This is a genomic window from Salinivibrio sp. IB643 (assembly GCF_001996105.1).
Lineage (GTDB): Bacteria > Pseudomonadota > Gammaproteobacteria > Enterobacterales > Vibrionaceae > Salinivibrio > Salinivibrio costicola.
Window position 1 is genome coordinate 27,105 of sequence record NZ_MUFF01000023.1, and the last position, 21,183, is coordinate 48,287.

General features: G+C 49.9%; 17 protein-coding genes. 7 read left to right on the top strand and 10 right to left on the bottom strand.

The annotated features are described in order from the left end of the window. Window position 1: 1 nt before the first annotated feature. From dtd to typA, 3 genes are all read right to left on the bottom strand, one after another. Complete coding sequence (dtd, locus tag BZG77_RS10685) at window positions 2-436, bottom strand: D-aminoacyl-tRNA deacylase (protein WP_077647231.1); 435 nt, start codon at window positions 434-436, stop codon at window positions 2-4. After that, complete coding sequence (locus BZG77_RS10690; RefSeq protein WP_021022576.1) at window positions 408-1,376, bottom strand: virulence factor BrkB family protein; 969 nt, start codon at window positions 1,374-1,376, stop codon at window positions 408-410. The genes dtd and BZG77_RS10690 overlap by 29 nt, the downstream gene beginning before the upstream one ends. A gap of 147 nt (window positions 1,377-1,523) precedes the next feature. Further along, window positions 1,524-3,350 carry a translational GTPase TypA gene (typA, locus tag BZG77_RS10695; RefSeq protein ID WP_077647232.1) on the bottom strand — a complete coding sequence of 609 codons (1,827 nt, stop codon included), beginning with the start codon at window positions 3,348-3,350 and terminating at the stop codon, window positions 1,524-1,526. A gap of 531 nt (window positions 3,351-3,881) precedes the next feature. On the opposite strand from typA, the gene glnA reads away from it, so the two are divergent. The 6 genes from glnA (at window position 3,882) to add (ending at window position 12,374) form a co-directional block, all read left to right on the top strand. Beyond that, on the top strand, window positions 3,882-5,291 hold the full coding sequence (gene glnA / locus BZG77_RS10700; RefSeq protein WP_077461674.1) for a glutamate--ammonia ligase: 1,410 nt from the start codon (window positions 3,882-3,884) through the stop codon (window positions 5,289-5,291). A 201-nt stretch (window positions 5,292-5,492) separates the two neighbouring features. Then, a complete protein-coding gene (locus BZG77_RS10705) occupies window positions 5,493-6,029 on the top strand; it encodes a DUF4124 domain-containing protein (protein WP_158011441.1) in 537 nt (178 codons plus the stop codon). Between the two features lie 109 nt (window positions 6,030-6,138). After that, window positions 6,139-7,203 carry a nitrogen regulation protein NR(II) gene (gene glnL, locus BZG77_RS10710; RefSeq protein WP_077647234.1) on the top strand — a complete coding sequence of 355 codons (1,065 nt, stop codon included), beginning with the start codon at window positions 6,139-6,141 and terminating at the stop codon, window positions 7,201-7,203. Beyond that, complete coding sequence (gene glnG / locus BZG77_RS10715; RefSeq protein ID WP_077647235.1) at window positions 7,196-8,605, top strand: nitrogen regulation protein NR(I); 1,410 nt, start codon at window positions 7,196-7,198, stop codon at window positions 8,603-8,605. Before glnL ends, glnG begins: the two co-directional genes overlap by 8 nt. A 135-nt stretch (window positions 8,606-8,740) precedes the next feature. Then, window positions 8,741-11,287, top strand: a complete 2,547-nt coding sequence (locus BZG77_RS10720; protein ID WP_198532412.1) for a bifunctional diguanylate cyclase/phosphodiesterase — start codon at window positions 8,741-8,743, stop codon at window positions 11,285-11,287. Between the two features lie 85 nt (window positions 11,288-11,372). After that, window positions 11,373-12,374 (top strand): adenosine deaminase, encoded by a 1,002-nt coding sequence (add, locus tag BZG77_RS10725; RefSeq protein WP_077461679.1) that lies wholly within the window; start codon window positions 11,373-11,375, stop codon window positions 12,372-12,374. A gap of 48 nt (window positions 12,375-12,422) precedes the next feature. On the opposite strand, the gene hemN is transcribed toward add, so the two are convergent. From hemN to BZG77_RS10750, 5 genes are all read right to left on the bottom strand, one after another. Further along, window positions 12,423-13,796 carry an oxygen-independent coproporphyrinogen III oxidase gene (hemN, locus tag BZG77_RS10730; protein ID WP_077647237.1) on the bottom strand — a complete coding sequence of 458 codons (1,374 nt, stop codon included), beginning with the start codon at window positions 13,794-13,796 and terminating at the stop codon, window positions 12,423-12,425. A gap of 199 nt (window positions 13,797-13,995) precedes the next feature. Continuing rightward, window positions 13,996-14,490, bottom strand: a complete 495-nt coding sequence (locus BZG77_RS10735; RefSeq protein WP_077461681.1) for a DUF2489 domain-containing protein — start codon at window positions 14,488-14,490, stop codon at window positions 13,996-13,998. 13 nt (window positions 14,491-14,503) lie between these two features. After that, on the bottom strand, window positions 14,504-14,992 hold the full coding sequence (yihI, locus tag BZG77_RS10740; RefSeq protein WP_077647238.1) for a Der GTPase-activating protein YihI: 489 nt from the start codon (window positions 14,990-14,992) through the stop codon (window positions 14,504-14,506). Then, window positions 14,989-15,633, bottom strand: a complete 645-nt coding sequence (locus tag BZG77_RS10745; protein WP_077647239.1) for a class I SAM-dependent methyltransferase — start codon at window positions 15,631-15,633, stop codon at window positions 14,989-14,991. Before BZG77_RS10745 ends, yihI begins: the two co-directional genes overlap by 4 nt. A gap of 657 nt (window positions 15,634-16,290) precedes the next feature. Further along, window positions 16,291-16,908, bottom strand: a complete 618-nt coding sequence (locus BZG77_RS10750) for a c-type cytochrome (protein ID WP_077647240.1) — start codon at window positions 16,906-16,908, stop codon at window positions 16,291-16,293. Between the two features lie 149 nt (window positions 16,909-17,057). Between BZG77_RS10750 and yihA the strand changes: the two genes are divergently transcribed. Beyond that, window positions 17,058-17,702: a ribosome biogenesis GTP-binding protein YihA/YsxC gene (gene yihA, locus BZG77_RS10755; protein ID WP_077647241.1), complete on the top strand. Its 645-nt coding sequence runs from the start codon at window positions 17,058-17,060 to the stop codon at window positions 17,700-17,702. A gap of 333 nt (window positions 17,703-18,035) precedes the next feature. On the opposite strand, the gene BZG77_RS15235 is transcribed toward yihA, so the two are convergent. Both BZG77_RS15235 and polA read right to left on the bottom strand, forming a co-directional pair. After that, the gene (locus BZG77_RS15235; RefSeq protein ID WP_438616993.1) at window positions 18,036-18,083 is read right to left on the bottom strand and encodes a hypothetical protein; all 48 of its coding nucleotides are present in this window, start codon (window positions 18,081-18,083) and stop codon (window positions 18,036-18,038) included. A 198-nt stretch (window positions 18,084-18,281) separates the two neighbouring features. Next, window positions 18,282-21,032 carry a DNA polymerase I gene (polA, locus tag BZG77_RS10760; RefSeq protein ID WP_077647242.1) on the bottom strand — a complete coding sequence of 917 codons (2,751 nt, stop codon included), beginning with the start codon at window positions 21,030-21,032 and terminating at the stop codon, window positions 18,282-18,284. Window positions 21,033-21,183: the final 151 nt, after the last annotated feature.

Genomic DNA, 21,183 nt, shown 5'->3' on the forward strand with positions numbered 1-21,183 from the left:
GTTATACCTGAAGCCAGAAAGTCACAGGGCCATCATTCACGAGGCTTACTTTCATGTCGGCGGCGAATTGACCCGTTTGCGTTTTTACCCCTGCACGCTGGCAATCCTGACAAAATACCGTGTACAAACGTTCTGCTTCATCGGGCGATGCTCCCGAGAAGCTCGGACGCATTCCCTTTTTTGTGTCGGCAGCCAGGGTAAACTGCGATATCACCAACAATTCACCGCCGTGCTGCGACACATTGAGATTCATTTTGCCATTATCGTCTTCAAACACACGATAACCTCTGACTTTATGCGCCAGTTTCGCGGCATCCGCATCGGTATCGCCCTTTTCGACGCCCAGAAGCACCACCAGCCCTTTCCCTATCGCACCGAAGCTCTCACCGTCGACAGTGACATTGGCTTCACTCACGCGTTGAATTAGGGCAATCATAAGGCGCCTCCGCTTGATTGATTAAAGGATGGGATGGCTCAGCCAAACCGGCTGACTGATTGTTAACCGCTGGCGAGGTGCCACTTGGCCACCAAGTCTCCGACTCTCTTAAAGTCGCGGTAACTTGTGCGCCGAATAATACAATACACCAGCTAAAATACACCCACACAAACAGAATGGGCACCACGGCCAGGGCGCCGTAAATTAATTGATACGAGGGAAAGTGGGCAACATATAGCGCGAATACTTTTTTACTTAGCTCAAATAGCACACTCGCCACAGCCGCACCGACCAAGGCATGGCGAAGGCGCACGCGAGTATTGGGTACCAGGGTATATAATCCCATAAAGGTGAGCGTGGTTAAAAGAAAAGGCAGGATTCGGAGTAAGGTGGTAAACAAATCATTCGCCAGCCCTGTCTGTAATAACGACAAAGACGTTAAGTAAGAGCTCAGCGCGATGCTAGTACCAATCAAAATAGGCCCTAACGTGAGCACCATCCAATAGATTGAGAACGCAATCATCATCGGCCGTTTGGTCTGAATTTTAAACGTGTGGTTCAAACTTTTGTCGATCGCCGAGATCAGCATAATCGCGACCACAAACAAAAAACTGACCCCAACAGCGGTCATCTTACCGGCGTTAGCAACAAATTGGTTGAGATAGCGTGCCACCACCTCACCGGCGGCGGGAACAAAATTATTGATCACAAATGTTTGTAAGGTATCACCCACTTGAGAAAATCCCGGGAAACTCGAAAAAGCAGACAACACGACAGTGACTAAGGGGACCAAAGAAAGCAGCGTGACATACGCCATATAACCGGCACTCACCGTGAGCCTGTCTTCGCCCATACGCTGCCACAAATGCGTGAGCATCGCTTTCAACCAATTACGGCTGTCACGCCACGTTTTCTGATTTAACGTCCCAATTATGCGCATCCTTCCACCTTTATCTTGTGCCCGTTTTACGCGTAATGAGTGTACATGATTTACTTCTCGCTCGCTGCGATCAAAAAAAGGCACCTAACGGTGCCTTTAATCTTGGGACAGAATCTGGTGACTCAGTCACATGATGATATAACGCGATTAACCTTTACGGCCAGCGCGCTTGCGGTCTGTCTCAGTCAACAGCTTTTTACGAATACGGATGCTTTCTGGCGTGACTTCAACCAGCTCATCGTCATCAATAAACTCAAGCGCTTGCTCCAAGGTATACTTGATCGCTGGGCTCAATACCTGCGCTTCATCAGTACCCGAGGCACGCACGTTAGTCAATTGCTTACCTTTCAAACAGTTAACTGTCAAATCATTGGCGCGGTTATGAATACCGATAACTTGACCTTCGTACACTTCATCACCGTGTTCAGCAAACAAGCGACCACGGCTTTGTAGGTTAAACAAGGCATAAGTCAGTGCCTTACCTGCGGCGTTTGAGATCAATACACCGTTGATACGTTGGCCAATATCACCCCCTTTGAATTTACCGTAATGGTCAAAGGTATGATAAATCAGGCCCGAACCAGAGGTCAGGGTTAAGAACTCGGTTTGGAAACCAATTAAACCCCGTGATGGCATCACAAAGTCCATGCGTACACGGCCTTTACCATCTGGGAGCATGTTGCTCAGCTCGCCTTTACGCAGACCGATGCTTTCCATAACGCCACCTTGATGCTCTTCGAGCACATCGATGGTCACGGTTTCAAACGGTTCAAATTTCTCACCGTTTTCTTCTTTGATGATCACTTCAGGGCGAGAGACGGCAAGCTCAAAGCCTTCGCGACGCATATTCTCGATAAGGATCGACAAGTGCAATTCGCCACGACCTGATACACGGAATTTATCCGGGTTCTCGGTCTCTTCAACACGCAGCGCCACGTTGTGGACCAGCTCTTTTTGCAAACGCTCAAGGATATTACGTGACGTCACGTACTTACCTTCTAGGCCGGCGAACGGCGAGGTGTTGACTTGGAACGTCATGGTCACAGTTGGCTCATCAACGGTCAGTGCGGGGAGCGCTTCAACGTTGCTTGGATCACAGATAGTGTCTGAAATCTTTAGCTCGCCCAGACCCGTAATGGCAACAATGTCGCCCGCTGAGGCTTCATCGACATCAGTACGGTCAAGGCCGAGGTAACCCAAGACGCTACCTACCTTGCCATTGCGCTTGCTGCCATCGGCACTGATGATGGTCACTTGCTGGTTCGGTTTCACCGAGCCACGCGTAATTCGACCGACACCGATAACACCGACATATGAGTTGTAATCGAGCTGAGACACTTGCATTTGCAATGGCGTAGTAATGTCGACGTCAGGCGCATCGACGTTATCCACGATCGCGTTGAACAACGGCTCCATATCGTCGCCTTCAGTCGCTTCATCTAGGCTCGCCCAACCGTTTAGCGCTGATGCGTAAACCACTTGGAAGTCTAACTGTTCGTCCGTGGCACCCAAGGTGTCAAACAGATCGAAAACTTGATCCATCACCCAGTCAGGGCGTGCACCCGGACGGTCAATTTTGTTGATAACCAAAATCGGCTTCAGACCGTGAGCAAAGGCTTTTTGGGTCACAAAGCGGGTTTGTGGCATCGGACCATCAACAGCATCAACCACCAATAAGACCGAATCAACCATCGACATGATACGCTCAACTTCACCACCGAAATCGGCGTGCCCTGGGGTATCAACGATGTTAATTCGATAATCATTCCAGTTAATGGCGGTGTTTTTCGCCAAAATGGTGATGCCACGCTCTTTCTCAATATCATTTGAGTCCATGACACGCTCTTCCACCTCACCGCGGGAAGCCAGCGTACCGGATTGCTGAAGCAGCTTATCCACTAACGTGGTTTTACCGTGGTCAACGTGGGCAATAATGGCGATATTTCTTAATTTATCTGTTTGTATTTTGGTCATGGACTCTCTTTTTCACTCGTTAGACGCGGCGCGTGTCGAACCTGACACGCTGAGGCAGCGTATACTAGCACGACGGGACCACCATCTGATTAAAAAAACGGCCGTAATGTACCAGATTTTGTCGCAAAACCCACCTTATTCTGTGAATCAGCTCACCATCAAAGTGGCTTGACTGCTGTCTGGTTGGTCATTTGTTAAGCAAATACAAGGGTTCACCGGTGTTCGAGCAAACATGAATTTTTAAAGACGGCCCACACTCTCAATACCGATTGTCTGCTAAAAAGAAGAGGGGGATGGGTTTGCACCCATGTCGTGCACAAACATCTGCACCACTTTCGCCCCTTGCACTATGATTGAGCATGCATGCACAATAATGGTGCAACCCGCTCTCATTTGACGAGCACTGAGCGCCATTTTTACCCGCCGAGCCTGCTATGGCGTGGTTTTAAATTGTTGGCACAGTTTTCGCTTTGTCATGCAGCAAGGAGCCAATTCGCTATTTACCTAATTTGACACCGGAGGTTATTTCACATGTCAGTAGAAAATGTGCTCGCACTTATTCAAGAAAACGAGGTGAAATTCATCGACCTGCGCTTTACCGATACCAAAGGCAAAGAGCAGCATGTTTCCATCCCCTCTCATCAAGTGGACGATGACTTCTTTGAAGAAGGCAAAATGTTTGATGGTTCATCCGTGGCGGGCTGGAAAGGGATCAACGAATCAGACATGGTCATGATGCCAGATGCAAGTTCGGCCGTGCTCGATCCCTTTACCGAAGAAAGCACCTTGAATATTCGCTGTGATATTCTAGAGCCGTCTACCATGCAAGGGTATGATCGTGACCCACGTTCCATTGCTAAACGCGCTGAAGATTTCATGCGCTCAACGGGGATCGCAGATACCGTTCTGATTGGGCCTGAACCCGAGTTTTTCCTCTTTGATGACGTGAAATTCGCCACCGATATGGCCGGCTCTTTTTACAAAATCGATGACGTCGAAGCGAGCTGGAACTCAGGCACCGCACTGGAAGGCGGTAACAAAGGCCACCGTCCAGGCGTTAAAGGTGGATACTTCCCTGTTGCACCGGTCGATTCGTCACAAGATATTCGCTCGGCCATGTCATTGGTCATGGAAGAGATGGGCTTAGTGGTTGAAGCGCACCACCATGAAGTGGCAACGGCAGGCCAAAACGAAATTGCGACCCGCTTTAACACCTTGACCACTAAAGCGGACGAAATTCAGATCTATAAATATGTGGTGCACAACGTCGCACACGCCTTTGGTAAGACGGCGACCTTTATGCCGAAACCACTGGTGGGCGATAATGGCTCAGGCATGCACGTTCACCAATCACTGGCCAAAGATGGTCAAAACCTCTTTGCAGGTGATAAATACGGTGGCCTATCTGAAACAGCACTTTATTACATTGGTGGTGTGATTAAGCACGCTCGAGCCATTAACGCCTTTGCCAACGCGTCAACCAACTCGTATAAGCGCCTGGTTCCTGGGTTTGAAGCGCCGGTCATGCTGGCTTACTCTGCGCGTAACCGCTCTGCGTCAATTCGTATCCCAGTGGTGCCTAGCCCGAAAGCGCGCCGTATTGAGCTCCGTTTTGCCGATCCAACCGCGAACCCTTATTTGTGCTTTGCTTCGATGCTGATGGCCGGCCTTGACGGTATCAAAAACAAGATTCATCCAGGCGACGCCATGGACAAAGACTTGTATGATCTCCCGGCTGAAGAAGCGGCAGAAATTCCGACGGTAGCGGAGTCCCTTAAAGAAGCTCTACAAGCGCTGGATGCTGACCGCGAATTCTTGACCGCAGGTGGCGTGTTCTCAGACGACTTTATCGACTCATACATCAAACTGAAAAGCGAAGATGTTGAGCGTATTCAAATGACAACGCACCCAGTTGAGTTTGAGCTTTACTATTCGGTGTAACGACTCGTCACGCTGAACATTGAAAATGCAGCCCACCTCGCAGGTGGGCTTTTTTATGCTTGGCGACTGTATGTATCCACTTACAATGCTCCGTAGGGGATCACGCAAACCTAAGGGGCTGTGATGCGTGGGTTAGGTGCTCGTTGGCTAGGAGCTCTTTCGCGAGGCGCTCTTTTACTAGGCGCTATGTTACTAGGAGCTATGTTACTGACATTGGCTTTTAGCAGTCATGCGGGCATGCTCTATCAGTGGACCGATGACCACGGCCAGGTGCATTTTAGCGACCAACCTCCGGCGCACCCGCACCACGTTAGGCCGTATGCATCTCTAGCGTCTTCGCCCTCTCTCTACGATGTTTCTTCGTCTTCGGCTGAGCAGCCTGCGCCAGCCCTGACACCACCCAAATCGGTGACACTCACTCTTGTATCGCCCAATGATGGCGCAACATTACGCAGTAATCCCGGCGAGCTATCCGTGACAGCCACGGTGTCACCGCTTTCCATCCCCGCCGAGCAAACACGGCTCGTCTTAGACGGCCAGCCCGTTGCGTCTCCCCCAACCAGTAGCTTGAACGCATCACAGCGACAGCTGGATTGGCGGCTGGCGCCCATTGATCGTGGCACCCATCAGATTCAAGTCCAATACCTCGAAAGCGGCAAGGTAATTGCATCCTCATCGATACATCACGTGTATTTACACCGCGCGCACGTTAATCAACGCCATCGACGCCAAGATTAACCGACCACGGCACCTAAACCATCACAAATTCAGTGGTACCGGCTGCATCATGCAAGGATCTCGATTACACTCAATGCACCAAACTAGTGCAAACAAGGACGCGACACGGATGACGCCAGCTCAACTGTTTGATCATCTGCTTACCGCCATCATTGTGGTAGACAGCCAATGGCGTATTGAATACGTTAATGCAGCAGCAGAACAGCTAATGCATCAAAGTGCTAGGCGCTTGCGCCAGCAACCCCTCACACAGCAAATTCAGCATGCCAGTGTTGACTGGGCGCACATAGCCAGCGCCACTCAGGCAGGGCAAAGTTTAACCGATAGTGATGTCACTTGGGTGGTTGATGGACAACCACAAAAAGTACAACTCAGTGCAAGTCCCTTATTTGACGCCGAGGATGAGGGCCGTCTGTTACTTGAAGTCAACGTCGTGAGCCAGCAACAAAGGATCAGCAAGGAGCTGACCCAAAAAGCGCAACAACAAGCAGCAAAAGAGCTGGTGCGTGGCTTGGCTCATGAAATAAAAAACCCGCTAGGCGGATTGCGCGGGGCGGCACAGCTACTGGAAAAAATGCTACCCGATGCCAGCCTCGCGGAGTATACCCAAATCATTATCGAGCAAGCGGACCGCTTAAGAAATTTAGTCGACCGCTTGCTTGGACCGCAGCGCCCGGGATTACGCCAACGGCAAAATATTCACGTGGTCTTGGAGAAAGTCCGTCAACTGGTCAGCCTTGATCATCATGATGGGGTGCATATTGTGCGCGACTATGACCCCAGTTTGCCTGATTTTGATATGGATCCAGAGCAGCTTGAGCAGGCGATCCTCAACGTGGTGACCAATGCCGCCGACGCGGTGAGTGGGCAAGAGGATGCACGCCTCACACTGCGCACCCGCACCGGTTTTCAAACCGTGATTCATGGTCAACGCCATCGTGTCGTGGCCCAGATAGAAATCATCGACAATGGCCCAGGTATCGCCTCTCACTTACAAGATACCTTGTTCTATCCGATGGTCACCAGCAAAGCGGATGGTAATGGACTCGGACTGGCCATTACCCACCACTTAATCGATCAACACCAGGGCAAAATTGAAGTGAATAGCTGGCCGGGCCATACCTGCTTCACTATCCAATTACCCATTATTGAAAAGGATAGACCGCATGAGTAAAGGGACTATTTGGGTCGTGGATGATGACAGCTCGATTCGTTGGGTGATGGAGCGAACACTGAGTGCCGCGGGCCTCACGTGCGATACATTTTGCGATGCTGAAAGTGTAATGAGTGCGTTGCACGATCGCACCCCCGACGTTTTAGTGTCAGACATTCGTATGCCAGGCAGCGATGGGCTTGCTCTGCTCAATGTGGTGCAAGCACAACATCCAGACTTACCCGTCATTATCATGACCGCCCACTCTGATTTAGATGCCGCGGTTAATGCCTATAAAGAAGGCGCGTTTGAGTACCTGCCAAAACCTTTCGATATTGACGAAGCCTTGGCTTTGGTTGAGCGCGCGTTAGTCCACTTTAAAGAACAGCAAAAGCAGCAAACGGCGACGCAACCACAACCACAAACGCCAGAAATCATTGGCGAAGCCCCAGCGATGCAAGAAGTGTTTCGCGCCATCGGTCGGTTATCGCGCTCATCCATTTCGGTGTTAATCAACGGTGAGTCCGGCACCGGCAAGGAGTTAGTTGCCCAAGCGCTTCATCGCCATAGTCCGCGCTCAGAGCAAGCCTTTATTGCCCTGAACATGGCAGCAATCCCAAAAGATTTGATCGAGTCAGAGCTGTTTGGACATGAGAAAGGCGCATTTACCGGAGCCAATGCCGTTCGCCGAGGACGGTTTGAGCAAGCCAATGGCGGCACCTTATTTTTGGATGAAATTGGTGACATGCCGTTGGATGTGCAAACGCGTTTGCTACGCGTGCTCGCCGATGGTCAATTCTATCGCGTGGGTGGCCACGCAGCCGTCGATGTGGATGTCCGTATTATTGCTGCGACCCACCAAGATTTAGAGCGTCTTGTCACCAATGGCACATTCCGAGAGGACTTATTCCATCGCTTAAATGTGATTCGCGTCCACCTTCCATCACTCAAGGACAGGCGCCAGGACATCCCGCAACTGTGCCAGCACTTTTTGGCCCGCGCAGCTAAAGAGTTAGATGTCGAGGCCAAACAACTTCACCCGGACACCGAAACCATGATGAGTCAGCTTCCGTGGCCTGGCAATGTGCGTCAGCTGGAAAACACCTGCCGCTGGCTCACGGTGATGGCCAGCAGTAAAGAAGTACTCCCCGGTGATTTACCGCGCGAATTGGTCAATCAGCCATTGTCTGTGACCGACAGTGAAGCGCAAGACTGGCAGGATGCACTCACTCAATGGGCTCAGGACGCAATCACTCAGGGGCAGCATGGCATTTTGCAACAAGCATTGCCTAACGTGGAGCGAATACTCCTACAATCAGCGTTGCAACATACTAATGGGCATAAGCAAGAAGCCGCGAAAATTTTAGGATGGGGGCGTAATACACTGACACGCAAGCTGAAAGAGCTTAATATTGAGCACTAACGCAATATTAAAACTGACACAATTTGAACCTCTGCTAAATTTAAGTAAAGAGATTGAAGTAAAAACCGTTGATCGTGTTAACTTCAATGGTGTTTAGTTGATGAGAAAAGTGATGTTGTTGTTTTGATGAGAAACATGCGCCCATTGTCGATTCGAGCCGCTGTAATGATCCCCGTGTTTCTCGTGCTCACGTTCACCTTGATTGTGATCATTCTGACCATTAACAGCCACTACCGCACCAGCTCTCAGTTTGTCGGTAAACTGCTGCTGGACGATTACTCTCAAGGGATTGAATTAGACTTACGCCAGTATCTTCAGCACCCGTTTAACGCCAACGTATTTGTCGCTGAGCGTCTCGCCGCCCGCCTCCAAGCCGCTCCCATCAACAATAAAGGCTTGCGAGACTATTTACTCAGTAGTCATACGTCGCTTTATCAGGCCATGCCATACATGCAAGTGCTCAGCATTGGCGTTGATGCGAACGGCGATTATTTTGGCTATCGCAAAAATCAAGTAGGCCAGTCGATTTTGATGGAGCGAAGTGATGCCACACAAGGCGCATTACGCATCTTCGACGGTCGAACGTTAAACGCCAATATTGTTTACCAAGACAGCCACTATGATCCTCGTGTTCGCCCCTGGTATATTCCAGCCTTTAACCGCGAACATCCACGCTGGACCGATATATACCTCGATGCTGATGAAATCGGCGAAGTATCACTCTCCGCCATTGCGCCCGTGCAGGTCAGTGGCGAGGTCTGGGGGGTGGTCGCCAGCGATATCAAGCTGACGGCCTTTAATCGCTTTCTCAGTGAGCGCCAGCAAAAACTCGGCGGCGCGCTTTTTATTGTCGATGACGAAGGCCGGATGATCGCCCATAGCGGCAACAGCAGTCCTAGCAACATTTTGCACTTCCCTAATATCACCAATAACTCAGTACTCAACGCTACCATCAATGAGATATCGGCTGATTGGCCTCCTGAACCTGAAAAGCTCGGCAAATCGTTTCATTTCGACATCCATGAAAAACAGGGTTACTTCTATGGCACCGTCAAAAAAATCGCCTTACCGCCGCCTTTTCAGCATCAATGGTATGTGGTGGTTGCGCTGCCTGATCAGCTGCTTCTCGAAAGCTTGTTAAGCCAACAAGAAATCAGTATTTATTTAGTGATCGCAATATCGGTAGTTGGCTTGGTGATTGTTTATTTAATTATTCGCCAACTCACTCGGCCTTTGCGTGACACCGCAGAGGCGGCGGCAAAGCTCGCCTCAGGCAATCTCACTTATCGGATTAACACCCCTGCCAACCTGCGGGAGATTGCGATATTAAAAGACGCGTTTAATAACATGTCCGGCAAAATGCAAGAGTCATTCAACCGCTTACGTCAGCAAGTCCGCCAAGATAACTTAACCCAGTTGTATACGCGCGAAGGCTTGATTGAACAAGCCGCCGGGCTGCGTTATCGGTCACCGAATACCTTGGCGATTTTAGGCGTCAATGGCTTTCGAGATATTAACGATAGCCTAGGTCAAGACGGCGGTGATGTGCTGCTACGTGCCATCGCACAACGGTTAACAGATTTAGCCGAGGGCTCCAAGATGCTAATCGCACGCGTTCGCGGTGATGAATTTGCGGTCCTGGCGCCCCACACCACCAACCGAACCCAGTCAGAAGCGCTAGTGAGTCAACTACTGAGTCTGTTTAACCGCCCAGTCACTATCGGTAACGACGATGTCTTGGTGGATGCTTGTGCCGGGGTGGTGTTCGGTTATACCTACGGGGATGCCATTCATGAAAGCCTCCAACACGCAGGGTTGGCTCTCAGTGAAGCCAAGCGCAGTGATACGGCGATGTATGTCTATTTTGAAGCCAGTATGCAAGCTCGGGTGCAAGAGCAGTCTCGGCTCCTGCTTGAGCTTCATCATGCCGTTCAGCATCATGAATTCGTCGTGTTCTATCAACCTTTCGTGCGCTTAAGCGATGGCTATTTCTGTGGCGCGGAGGCTTTAGTACGCTGGGAAAGCCCCAGCCGTGGCATGGTGTCCCCAGCTGAGTTCATTCCGGTCGCCGAACAAAGCGGTTTAATCAACCAAATCGGCATGCAAGTGCTTGAACAAGCCGCTTTTGATACGGTCGCACAAATTGAGGCCGGACGATGGCCTGCCCATTTCCAATTACATGTCAACTTATCAGCACGACAGTTATTATCGGCTGACTTTATCGACAAGTTGGAGCAAGTGCTCACACGCACACAACTTCCGCCCGAGAATTTAACCTTAGAGATCACTGAGTCACAGTTGATGAGCCATGAGCATCTCGCGACCTCTGGGCTCACTAAAATCCGCGCCCTTGGGATTAAAATTGCGATTGACGACTTTGGTACGGGCTATTCTTCATTGGCCTATTTACATCAGATGGCTTTCGACAGCCTAAAAATCGACCGTAGCTTCGTCCATTCGATGACCGAAAACAGCACCAACCAAAGGATCATTGAAGCCGTGGTTGCCATGACCCGTGGCATGGATGTCCACTTGGTCGCTGAAGGCATTGAAACCAAAGAAGAGGCGGCTAGGTTACGTGAAATTGGTTGCCATTATGCGCAAGGGTTCTTGTTCGCCAGGCCCCTACCCTTGGCCGAACAACCAACAGAACGGGTAACGGATAAATTGCCAGCGCGATAAGGCTCACGTCCTACGCGCTTCGACAGCTGACGCATGGCGCCACAGTCGCTATACTGAGCGCCAACTCACCGGCTGGGAACCAACGATGATGAGACACGATTTTCCTTTAACGGACCTACACCGTCACCTCGATGGCAACATCCGCATCAATACGATTTTAGAGCTTGGTCAGCAGTTTTCGATGCCGCTGCCGGCACATGACATTGAAAGCCTGCGCCCCCATGTACAGGTGGTTGATACCGCGCCTGATTTGGTCGCGTTTCTCTCAAAACTTGATTGGGGTGTGGCAGTACTCGGAGATCTCGACGCGGTACGGCGCGTGGCGTATGAAAACGTCGAGGATGCCCTAAATGCACACATCGACTATGCCGAACTACGATTTTCGCCCTACTACATGGCGATGAAACATCAACTGCCCCTCGAAGGCGTGGTGGAAGCCGTCGTCGATGGCGTGCAGGCCGGCAGCCGTGACTTTGGCGTGAAAACCAACCTGATTGGCATCATGAGCCGTACTTTCGGCACCCAAGCCTGTATGGCCGAGTTGGATGCACTACTGACACAGAAATCGCAACTGGTTGCTATCGATTTAGCCGGTGACGAACTGGGGCAGCCCGGAGACCAATTCACCGAACATTTTGCCAAAGTTCGAGCCAGTGATTTGCAAGTGACGGTTCACGCTGGTGAGGCTGCGGGCGCTGAGAGTATGTGGCAGGCGATTAACGAGCTAGGCGCGACCCGTATTGGCCATGGCGTGAAAGCGATTGAAGACCCCGCTTTGATGGACTATTTAGCCAAGCACCGTATCGGGATTGAATCCTGCCTAACCTCGAATATTCAGACCAGTACCATTGCTGATCTCGCACAGCATCCGGTGCGCCAATTCCTCGACCACGGTATTCTGGCATCGTTAAATACCGACGATCCAGCCGTGGAAGGCATCGAGCTGCCCTATGAATATGAAGTCGCGGCCCCAGCCGCAGGCTTAACCGCTACGCAAATCAACACACTACAAGAAAATGGCCTAACCATTGCCTTCTTGTCTGACCATGAGAAAGCGGCGCTAATAGCCAAAGCTGCGGCCCGCTAATGGGCTGTGGGTGTTATAAAAAAAACCGCCATTTGGCGGTTTTTTTGTTTAAATCACCCGTGAGAACTGTTGTTGTCGCGCCCTATCCCGTAAATAAATATCAAAACTCATACAGATATTGCGGATCAGCATCCGACCGGTTTTGGTCACGCTGATGGTCTGGTCGGTGACACGGACCAAATCGTCGTCAATAAAACACTGTAGCAACTTGAGATCGTCAGCAAAGTAACGGTCAAAATCAATCTGATAACGTGCGGCGATCACCGCCTTCTCAAGGGTAAAGTTACACATCAAGGCTTTAATCACATCGCGGCGAATACGATCATCGCGCTCCAACATAACGCCTTTAAATAAGGCATGTCGCTCCGCATCCACTTGGTGATAATACCGCTTCATCTCTTTTTGATTTTGCGCGTAACAATCACCAATCATCGAAATCGCGGACACACCCAATCCTAATAAGTCACAGTCACCCTGGGTGGTGTAGCCTTGAAAATTACGATGCAAGCGTCCCTCACGTTGCGCAACCGCCAGCTCATCATCGGGCAACGCAAAGTGGTCCATACCAATAAATTGATACCCCGCCGCCGTTAGCGTGTTGATGGTTTCTTGCAGCATGGTGAGCTTGGCGTCGGGTGACGGTAAGGCATTCTCGTCTATTTTCCGCTGGGCGGCGAATAAATTAGGTAAATGCGCATAGTTAAACACTGATAGCCGCCCAGGGCGCATGGTGAGCACTTGCTCTAGCGTGTTGGCAAATCCCTCGGGGATTTGGCTGGGTAAACCATAAATCAAATCAAGATTGGTGGAGCGAAAGCCAAGCTCTCGCGCACGTGCAACCAATGCGTGAATAAAGTCTTCATCTTGCTCTCGATTGACCAGCTGTTGCACTTTTTTATCAAAGTCCTGCACGCCAATACTGATGCGATTAAACCCTTCACTGCGCAGATGATCGAGCATATCCAGCGGTATTTCACGTGGGTCCACCTCGATACTGATTTCCGCATCGTCTTCAAACTGGAACTCTTGGCGCAGTAACCCCATTAGACGCGAGATCTGTGCTTTGGTGAGAAAGGTGGGTGTACCGCCTCCCCAGTGCAATTGAGTAACCCGACGGGCGCCCAGTAAGAATGCACGCTGGCGAATTTCATGTTCCAAGGCATCCAGATACTCGTCCGCCTTATGTTGATGCCGGGTCACCACTTTGTTGCAGCCGCAGTAATAGCAAAGCTTGTGACAAAATGGGATATGCACATACAACGACAACGGCCGCTCAGGGTACTGGCTACATGCCATATCAAATTCCGCAGGCGTAAATGCCTCATGGAATTCAAGCGCGGTGGGGTACGAGGTATAGCGGGGCCCTGAATAATTATACTTATTGATCAAGGCTTGATCCCAAATGATTTGTGGTGATGACATGGCTTACATTCCGCAAAGGCGCTTAGGAAAGGAGGACAAAGTATAGTGTGCCACAGCCTTAAGTTAGGTGTTTAGCACTACCCGCATTGGTATAGTGAAAGTGTCGGCGAGATCGATTTTCGCCTAATAATTATAAGGGTATTGTGCCAAAATAATAAAGGAATGCCGCTGCGAGCAGCCGCATTCCAAGCAGGTACACTTAGTGGGTCAAAATATGATCAGGGATATGCCGGCCACCCGTAAAGGCCAAAATCTCGGCCAACTCGGCTTTTATCGCCTGCTCGAGTCGCGCTTCATGCTTGGCACGATCAAAGTCCAACCGCATCCGTTCGTTCTTTTTAAGGGTTTTCCTGGCATCACCTCGTGGGGTGTCTTTGACCGCCTCGTAAAGTTCAAATAACGCAGGGTAGCGGCTATCAAATTCAACCCGCTTTTCCCCTTGAAGGTGATCCATAATCATATAAAGACGAATCGCCGCCTCGGACAAATCACATTGATCTTTCAAGGCTGCGAACGCAATCACATCAACGCTTTCAATGATTTTATCATTCCGCTTTTTTATCGCCGCCTCTTCCATCTCCGCTTGCAGCGCCGTCTGCCGCTTGAGTCTTGCCAGCAAAGTCCCGGCGTATACCGATAACGCTAAAATAATCAACGCGCCTAGTCCTGCTAGTATCCAGATCCCGTCCTGCACCTGCTACTCCTCATTAATCGTTCTGTTGCTCAAATTTGGCAAGCAGATCGCTGTCATCATCCTCCGGTGTATCCTCGTCGCTCAGCAACCCTAGCTTATCCATCAGCACTTCAATGCGATCGAGTTTTTCATCGACATAGTTTTGCAGCCCTGCCCCGAGCTTTTCACCGTTTTCGATGCGATCGAGTAAGACATTCAGTTGCGGGTCTTGCTCGAGCTTTTCCAGCTCTTGCGCAGGGGTCAACGTGGATTGTTTCGGTTTCGCAGCTTCAGGCCCCAATGGAATCGGTTTTTTACTACCAATCCGTGGGTCTTTCTTGCCGCCGCGACGATGCGTTTGCACATCACTTTCTTCAGAATGACGCGATCCTGCTTTTTTTCCTTTCCGTTTTTTCTGCTTTTTCAGCATGCGAGCAATTCGATCTTGCTCAGTCTGGTTTTTATCTACGTATTGCGCCGGGCCTTCCGATCCTGTGCGGCGCGTTTTCTTTTTACGCGTCATAACAATGGTTTCCTCATTAATATTACATCGTTGCCCAAAAAGGTCAGTTCGAAGCCAGCTTGAGCAGCTAGAAATTGAAACGTTTGGCGGCTAAAAAAGCTGACATGAGTCAGGTCATTCTTATAGTGCCAGCGTGAAAATGCCGCTGGATCCTGGACCATCTTGGTCATGATCCCCAGATACCCACCCGGCTTTAGCATGGATAGCCATTGTGTCCACTGCTCGGCGGGGTGATAAAAGTGCTCAATCGCTTCGGTGCAGGTGATGAAATCGTAACCACGCGCCAACACCTGTGTATCAGGGGCATAGAAGGGATCATAGCAGGCGATGGAATGTCCCGCGTCACGCAGCATGTTTGCAAGCACCGGTCCCGGACCACAACCAAAATCTAGGCCGTTGCGTGGCGATTCAGCTAACCGCGCAAGTAACGGGGTGGCCAACCGCGATAAGAAGCGCTGATAGCCCGCATCATCAGGATGATTTTGGTGCAAGTCATAAATGGCTTTCTCATCGTGCGGAGCCAGCAGCGCCTGGCGATCAACAAACACCAAATCACAACGCGTACATTGAAAATAGGCGCGGCGCTTATCGGTATGGTAAGGGTGAGTCTGGGTATGCTCACATAAAGGGCAGTGCTGCATGTTATTCGTCTATGCCAAAAGCTGGCGCGAATGTAGCAGAAAGTGGGTCAATAAAAAAGCGACAGGCATAATGCCTGTCGCGGTATCGCCTTGGCGATATAAGCGGGTGTCGTTCGTCCTGGTACGTCTTTCATCCCTGTTCAATAGCGTTTTACGCCTTGGTTTTAACATCCTATTAGTGTGGTTGGCTTACCTGCCTAACGGTCGCATCCTGCGTCCTTGTCGTCATAACATCCACATCACATCCTGTGCGAGACTATCCTTGCATGCCGACCTTGGCGAGTTCACATCCTGTGGCAACACCTTCCTGGTGACAAGCTGTCCTTAGCCGGTTGGCCTATTCTTGGCGTCAACGTCCTGTTGATGATGATAGCGTATCCTAATCACTTAATTTGCCTAGCATGCCAAACAAAAAAATCCTGTTTAAAAAAGAAAGGTGCGTGATAAGAGGTTGAATATATAATGTTTTTTATTTTATCTTTCAATCGATATCGCGATTTTCTCGCCGTAAAATAGCAAATATCTTACACCCGATAACGCACTTGTCGTTATCAGCGCGAACACCATGCAAGCAAATCGCAAAGCAGTGATAGGAAGAGGAAGGAAACAAAAAGCGGCTGCGTTATTCACAACCGCCTTTGCTGTCACGCTCGGTAATTAATGCAGACCACCGAGATAGCTCGACAGCGCATCAATTTCTTCGTCAGTGAGCTTGGCAGCCACCGATCGCATCATGTTATTCATATCATTATGACGTTCCTCTGCACGGAACATCTTCAACTGACTCGCCAAGTAGTTTGCGGGCTGGCCAGAAATTTTCGGGAAACCAGAAGAGGGAGTGCCATTACCGCGTGGACCGTGACAAGCGACACACGCCGCAATGCCTCGCTCTGCATCGCCCGCCATATAGAGTTGACGGCCAATTTCAACCGCGCCTTCGGGGGTTGTGCCAGGCTTGGGCGTGAGCGTTGCGTAATAAGCAGCCAGGTCAGCCATGTCCTGCTCCGATAAAGGAGCCACCATGCCAGCCATCACCGCGTTGTATCGCCCTTGCTCACCACCGCTTTGCGCGCCAAGCTTAAATTCCTTCAACTGCTTTTCAATGTAGTTGGCGTGCTGACCCGCCAAGTTTGGGTAATCAGGCAAAACACTGTTACCGTCAGCACCGTGACAGGCGACACAGGTATTGGATTTGGCTTTGCCCGCTTCAGCATCTCCTTGAGCCCAGACTGAAGTGCTGGCCAGGAGAGTCAATATTAGCGCTAATTTCTTCATGACATTCCGTTTATAATTATCAAGCTTCCAGTACCACTACTTAGTTACCGTCATGGTACAATTACCGATCAAAAACCGAGCACGGTTATTTTACACAAATTCACACAAAAGTAATCAGTCTACTACACCAAGACGAGACGGAGTTAACAGTGGAGCAATCACTTAATTACCGTAACACCCAGTTTGTTACTAGCGCACCAGACATCCGCCATCTTCCTGATAATACAGGAATCGAAATCGCTTTTGCTGGCCGCTCAAACGCCGGTAAATCTAGCTCCCTTAACCGTCTATGTGACCAAAAGAGCCTAGCGAAAACCAGTAAAACCCCCGGTCGGACACAATTGATTAACCTGTTTAAGGTGGACGAGGGTTGCCATATTGTCGACCTCCCTGGCTATGGTTATGCCCAAGTCCCTCTAGAAATGAAAGAGAAATGGCAGCGATCGCTGGGAGAATATTTACAAAAACGTGATCAACTTGGCGGATTAGTGGTGTTGATGGATATTCGCCACCCGATGAAAGACTTGGATCAGCAGCTGATTTATTGGGCCGTTGAGTCAAAATTGCCCGTTTTAGTGTTACTGACCAAAGCGGACAAGCTTAAAACCGGTGCACGTAAACAGCAATTGATGAAGATTCGAGAAGCGTCACTGGCATTTTGCGGCGATGTCGAGGTCGAATTGTATTCGTCACTCAAGGGCATTGGCGTGGATAAATTACGTCAAAAACTGGATGCCTGGTATCACACCACGCCGCCATTGCTTAGCGATGAGCAACCACTGCCTAGCGAGTAATCGCCTTTTATCGGCGTAAGGGACGCACAACGTCTTCCCTCACGGATCTGGCGCTAAAAGACGAAAGCTAAAAAAAAGCCGACCCTCATCGAGGGTCGGCGAATCTTTGTGCGTGCGTGATCTGAATCAGACCCTGTAAACACATAAAGAACAAGAAGCTGTGCGTATTATAACCAGGTTCCCCAGCAAAATTAAAGTAATTGCTCTAATTTTTTGGAATACAGGATCAACACAGCTGAAAATAGTTAAAAAGGCAGTGGCAGGGCTGCTCGCGTCGCGGCATATCAACCAATAAAAAAAGCCCCAGTCAGTATCCTGACTGGGGCTGCTGAATCAGCCAAATCCAATAACGTGAAACAAAAGGTCTGAAAGATAGAACATCTTACCTCTGTACCCTACGCTGATAACTGTATATCAATCACCCAGCCTTGAAAAGTATATTACGTAATTTTTTTTCATAAAAATACGCAAAAAAGAACGAAAACCACCATAGATCAGTTGGATACTAAACAAAAAAAAGCCGAATTCGCATTCGGCTCTTTATACTAAAAGGTCGATATATAGATAAAAACCGTAAACTTAGTGGGCTTCTCCCCAGTTATCGCCAAATCCTGCCTCAGCAATTAAGGGCACATCAAGTACAGCCGCCGACTCCATCAATTTTCGTACTTGGCTTTCAACTTTGGACATAGATGACGTTTTTACTTCCAACACCAGCTCATCGTGAACTTGCATCACCAGACGCGCGTCATCCGCGGCGTTGGCCTGAATCCACTGATCAACCAATATCATTGCACGCTTAATAATATCGGCGGCGGTACCTTGCATCGGCGCGTTGATAGCCGCACGTTCGGCTCCTTTGCGACGCATGCCATTGCGTGATTTTATTTCAGGTAAGTACAAACGACGGCCAAAGATAGTCTCCACATAACCTTTTTCTGCGGCTTGCTCACGGGTGCTATCCATATATGCTTTCACGCCTGGATAACGATCGAAGTAGGTGTCCATGTAGGTTTGCGCTTCATGGCGACCAATACCAAGCTGGCGTGAGAGGCCAAAGGCACTCATACCATAAATCAAACCAAAGTTGATCGCTTTGGCGCGGCGACGCTGCTCACTGGTGACCTCATCAAGACTCACCCCCATCACTTCGGCCGCCGTGGCTGCGTGAATATCTTTGCCCTCACGGAACGCTTCTAACAAGGCTTTATCACCGGATAGGTGCGCCATAATCCGCAATTCGATCTGCGAGTAATCCACCGCTAAAATCGTATGCTCCGGTTCCGCGGTGAAGGCTTCACGAATACGGCGACCCTGCTCGTTCCGAATCGGGATATTCTGTAAATTTGGATCGGTGGACGATAAACGCCCAGTGGCTGTGACCGCTTGATGATACGAGGTGTGCACACGGCCTGTTTGCGCATTGATCATGCGCGGCAATTTGTCCGTGTAAGTCGATTTGAGTTTTGCCAGCCCACGATACTCCAAGATACGCGCAGGCAACGGGTAATCGAGCGAGAGCTCTTGCAGCACTTCTTCATTGGTCGACGGGCTACCTGATGGGGTTTTCTTGACCACTGGCAGACCCATTTTCTCAAATAAAATCGCTTGTAGTTGCTTCGGCGAGCTTAAGTTAAACTCTTCTCCGGCAATCTCAAACGCTTCACGCTCAAGCTCAATCAAACGGGTATGCAGCGCTTCTGATTGCGTCGCCAGCTTGTCTTTGTCAATTAATACACCATGACGTTCCATGCGCGATAGCACACTGACCAGTGGCATTTCATAAAACTCAAAAATGGTTTTTAACTTTTCATCACTGGTGACTCGTCCAATCAAATACTGATGTAACCGTAGGGTAATATCCGCATCTTCCGCGGCATAAGGTGCGGCCTGTTCTAACGGGATCTGATTGAAAGTAAGCTGCTTTTTTCCTTTACCCGCAATTTCTTCAAAGCTAATGCAGGTATGCTGTAAGTAACGCTCAGCGAGACTGTCCATGTCATGACGCCCCGCGACACTGTTGTAAACGTACGACTCCAGCATGGTGTCGTAGGCTATCCCTTTTAAGGTGATCCCGTGGCGCGCAAAGACACTGGCATCATACTTTAGGTTTTGGCCGACTTTCGCCGCCGCGGGATCTTCCAACCAAGGGCGCAATACAGTGATCACATCTTCCAGTGATAGCTGCTCAGGCGCTTCGAGATAATCATGGGCCACCGGTACATAAGCCGCTTCGCCTGGCGCGACCGCAAATGAAATACCAACCAGATTGGCTTCCATATAGTTAAGGCTATCGGTTTCCGTATCCACCGCCACCACGTCAGCTTGACGAATTTTCTCTAACCATGTTTCCAGTGACTCGCGCGTGAGTACGGTTTGATAATGATCACGATCGATACTGACTGCCTGCGATAAAGGCTCATCAGAGGTTGATTCCTCTGGCGCATCTCCCTCGTCGAGCTCTTTTAGCCAACGACGGAACTGTAAATCGCGGTACATGACTACCAAGGTATCATTATCAGGTGCTTGCTTAATCAGTTGTTGCGGGGTGAAATCAAGCGCCACATCTAATTTGATAGTAGCCAACTGATAGGAAAGATAGGCGCCCTCTTTATTGTCCGTTAGCTTTTTTGCCATGCTCTTGGCGCCGCGGAAGCTCAGCTCAGCAATTTTATCCAGATTGGCGTAGATATCATCCAAGCCGCCGAGGTTGGCAATCAACGCCGTCGCAGTTTTATCGCCCACCCCCGGCACGCCAGGAATGTTATCGACTTTATCCCCCATCAGCGCGAGATAATCAATAATATGCTCAGGACCAAAGCCATACTTATCACGCACCGCATCCGGGTCCATCACCACATTAGTCATGGTGTTGATTAAGGTGACATGCTCGTCCACTAATTGAGCCATATCTTTGTCGCCGGTGCTGATCAGTACCGGCATTCCGGCTTGTGAGGCCTGAGTGGCAAGTGTGCCGATAACGTCATCGGCTTCGACCCCCTCTACCGCAAGTAAAGGCAACCCCATTGCTTTAATAATCTTATGCAGGGGGGCTATTTGCCCACGTAAGTCATCTGGCATCGGTGGACGATTCGCTTTGTACTGTTCGTACATGTCATCGCGGAACGTCTTCCCTTTGGCATCAAAAATCACCGCGACATGAGAATGCGGGTATTGGCGCAATAAACTGCGCAGCATATTCACCACACCATAGACCGCACCCGTCGGCTCACCTTCACTATTGGTGAGGCTGGGTGACGCATGGTAAGCCCGGTAAAGATAAGAGGATCCATCCACCAGGATGAGGGGGTTATCGGGAAGAGTTGCCATATCAGTATCTTGATTGCCAGTTAAACACGTTAGTCGTTAAGCATGCCACGAGTCGTGACCCCTGTTAACCATGGTTTTTCCCATCGCGTCGTCTATCTGTGGATAACTTTGTTGGTAAATATTTTATAGGGTTTTTGGCTTGTCTAAATAG

Excerpts from the sequence above, each read along its gene's own strand:
- glnL (WP_077647234.1), top strand. The coding sequence starts at position 6,139 with ATGACGCCAGCTCAACTGTTTGATCATCTGCTTACCGCCATCATTGTG.
- yihI (WP_077647238.1), bottom strand. The coding sequence starts at position 14,992 with ATGACGCGTAAAAAGAAAACGCGCCGCACAGGATCGGAAGGCCCGGCG.
- glnG (WP_077647235.1), top strand. The coding sequence starts at position 7,196 with ATGAGTAAAGGGACTATTTGGGTCGTGGATGATGACAGCTCGATTCGT.
- BZG77_RS10705 (WP_158011441.1), top strand. The coding sequence starts at position 5,493 with ATGTTACTGACATTGGCTTTTAGCAGTCATGCGGGCATGCTCTATCAG.
- dtd (WP_077647231.1), bottom strand. The coding sequence starts at position 436 with ATGATTGCCCTAATTCAACGCGTGAGTGAAGCCAATGTCACTGTCGAC.
- BZG77_RS10745 (WP_077647239.1), bottom strand. The coding sequence starts at position 15,633 with ATGCAGCACTGCCCTTTATGTGAGCATACCCAGACTCACCCTTACCAT.
- hemN (WP_077647237.1), bottom strand. The coding sequence starts at position 13,796 with ATGTCATCACCACAAATCATTTGGGATCAAGCCTTGATCAATAAGTAT.
- glnA (WP_077461674.1), top strand. The coding sequence starts at position 3,882 with ATGTCAGTAGAAAATGTGCTCGCACTTATTCAAGAAAACGAGGTGAAA.
- BZG77_RS10720 (WP_198532412.1), top strand. The coding sequence starts at position 8,741 with ATGCGCCCATTGTCGATTCGAGCCGCTGTAATGATCCCCGTGTTTCTC.
- add (WP_077461679.1), top strand. The coding sequence starts at position 11,373 with ATGATGAGACACGATTTTCCTTTAACGGACCTACACCGTCACCTCGAT.
- BZG77_RS10690 (WP_021022576.1), bottom strand. The coding sequence starts at position 1,376 with ATGCGCATAATTGGGACGTTAAATCAGAAAACGTGGCGTGACAGCCGT.
- BZG77_RS10750 (WP_077647240.1), bottom strand. The coding sequence starts at position 16,908 with ATGAAGAAATTAGCGCTAATATTGACTCTCCTGGCCAGCACTTCAGTC.
- typA (WP_077647232.1), bottom strand. The coding sequence starts at position 3,350 with ATGACCAAAATACAAACAGATAAATTAAGAAATATCGCCATTATTGCC.
- polA (WP_077647242.1), bottom strand. The coding sequence starts at position 21,032 with ATGGCAACTCTTCCCGATAACCCCCTCATCCTGGTGGATGGATCCTCT.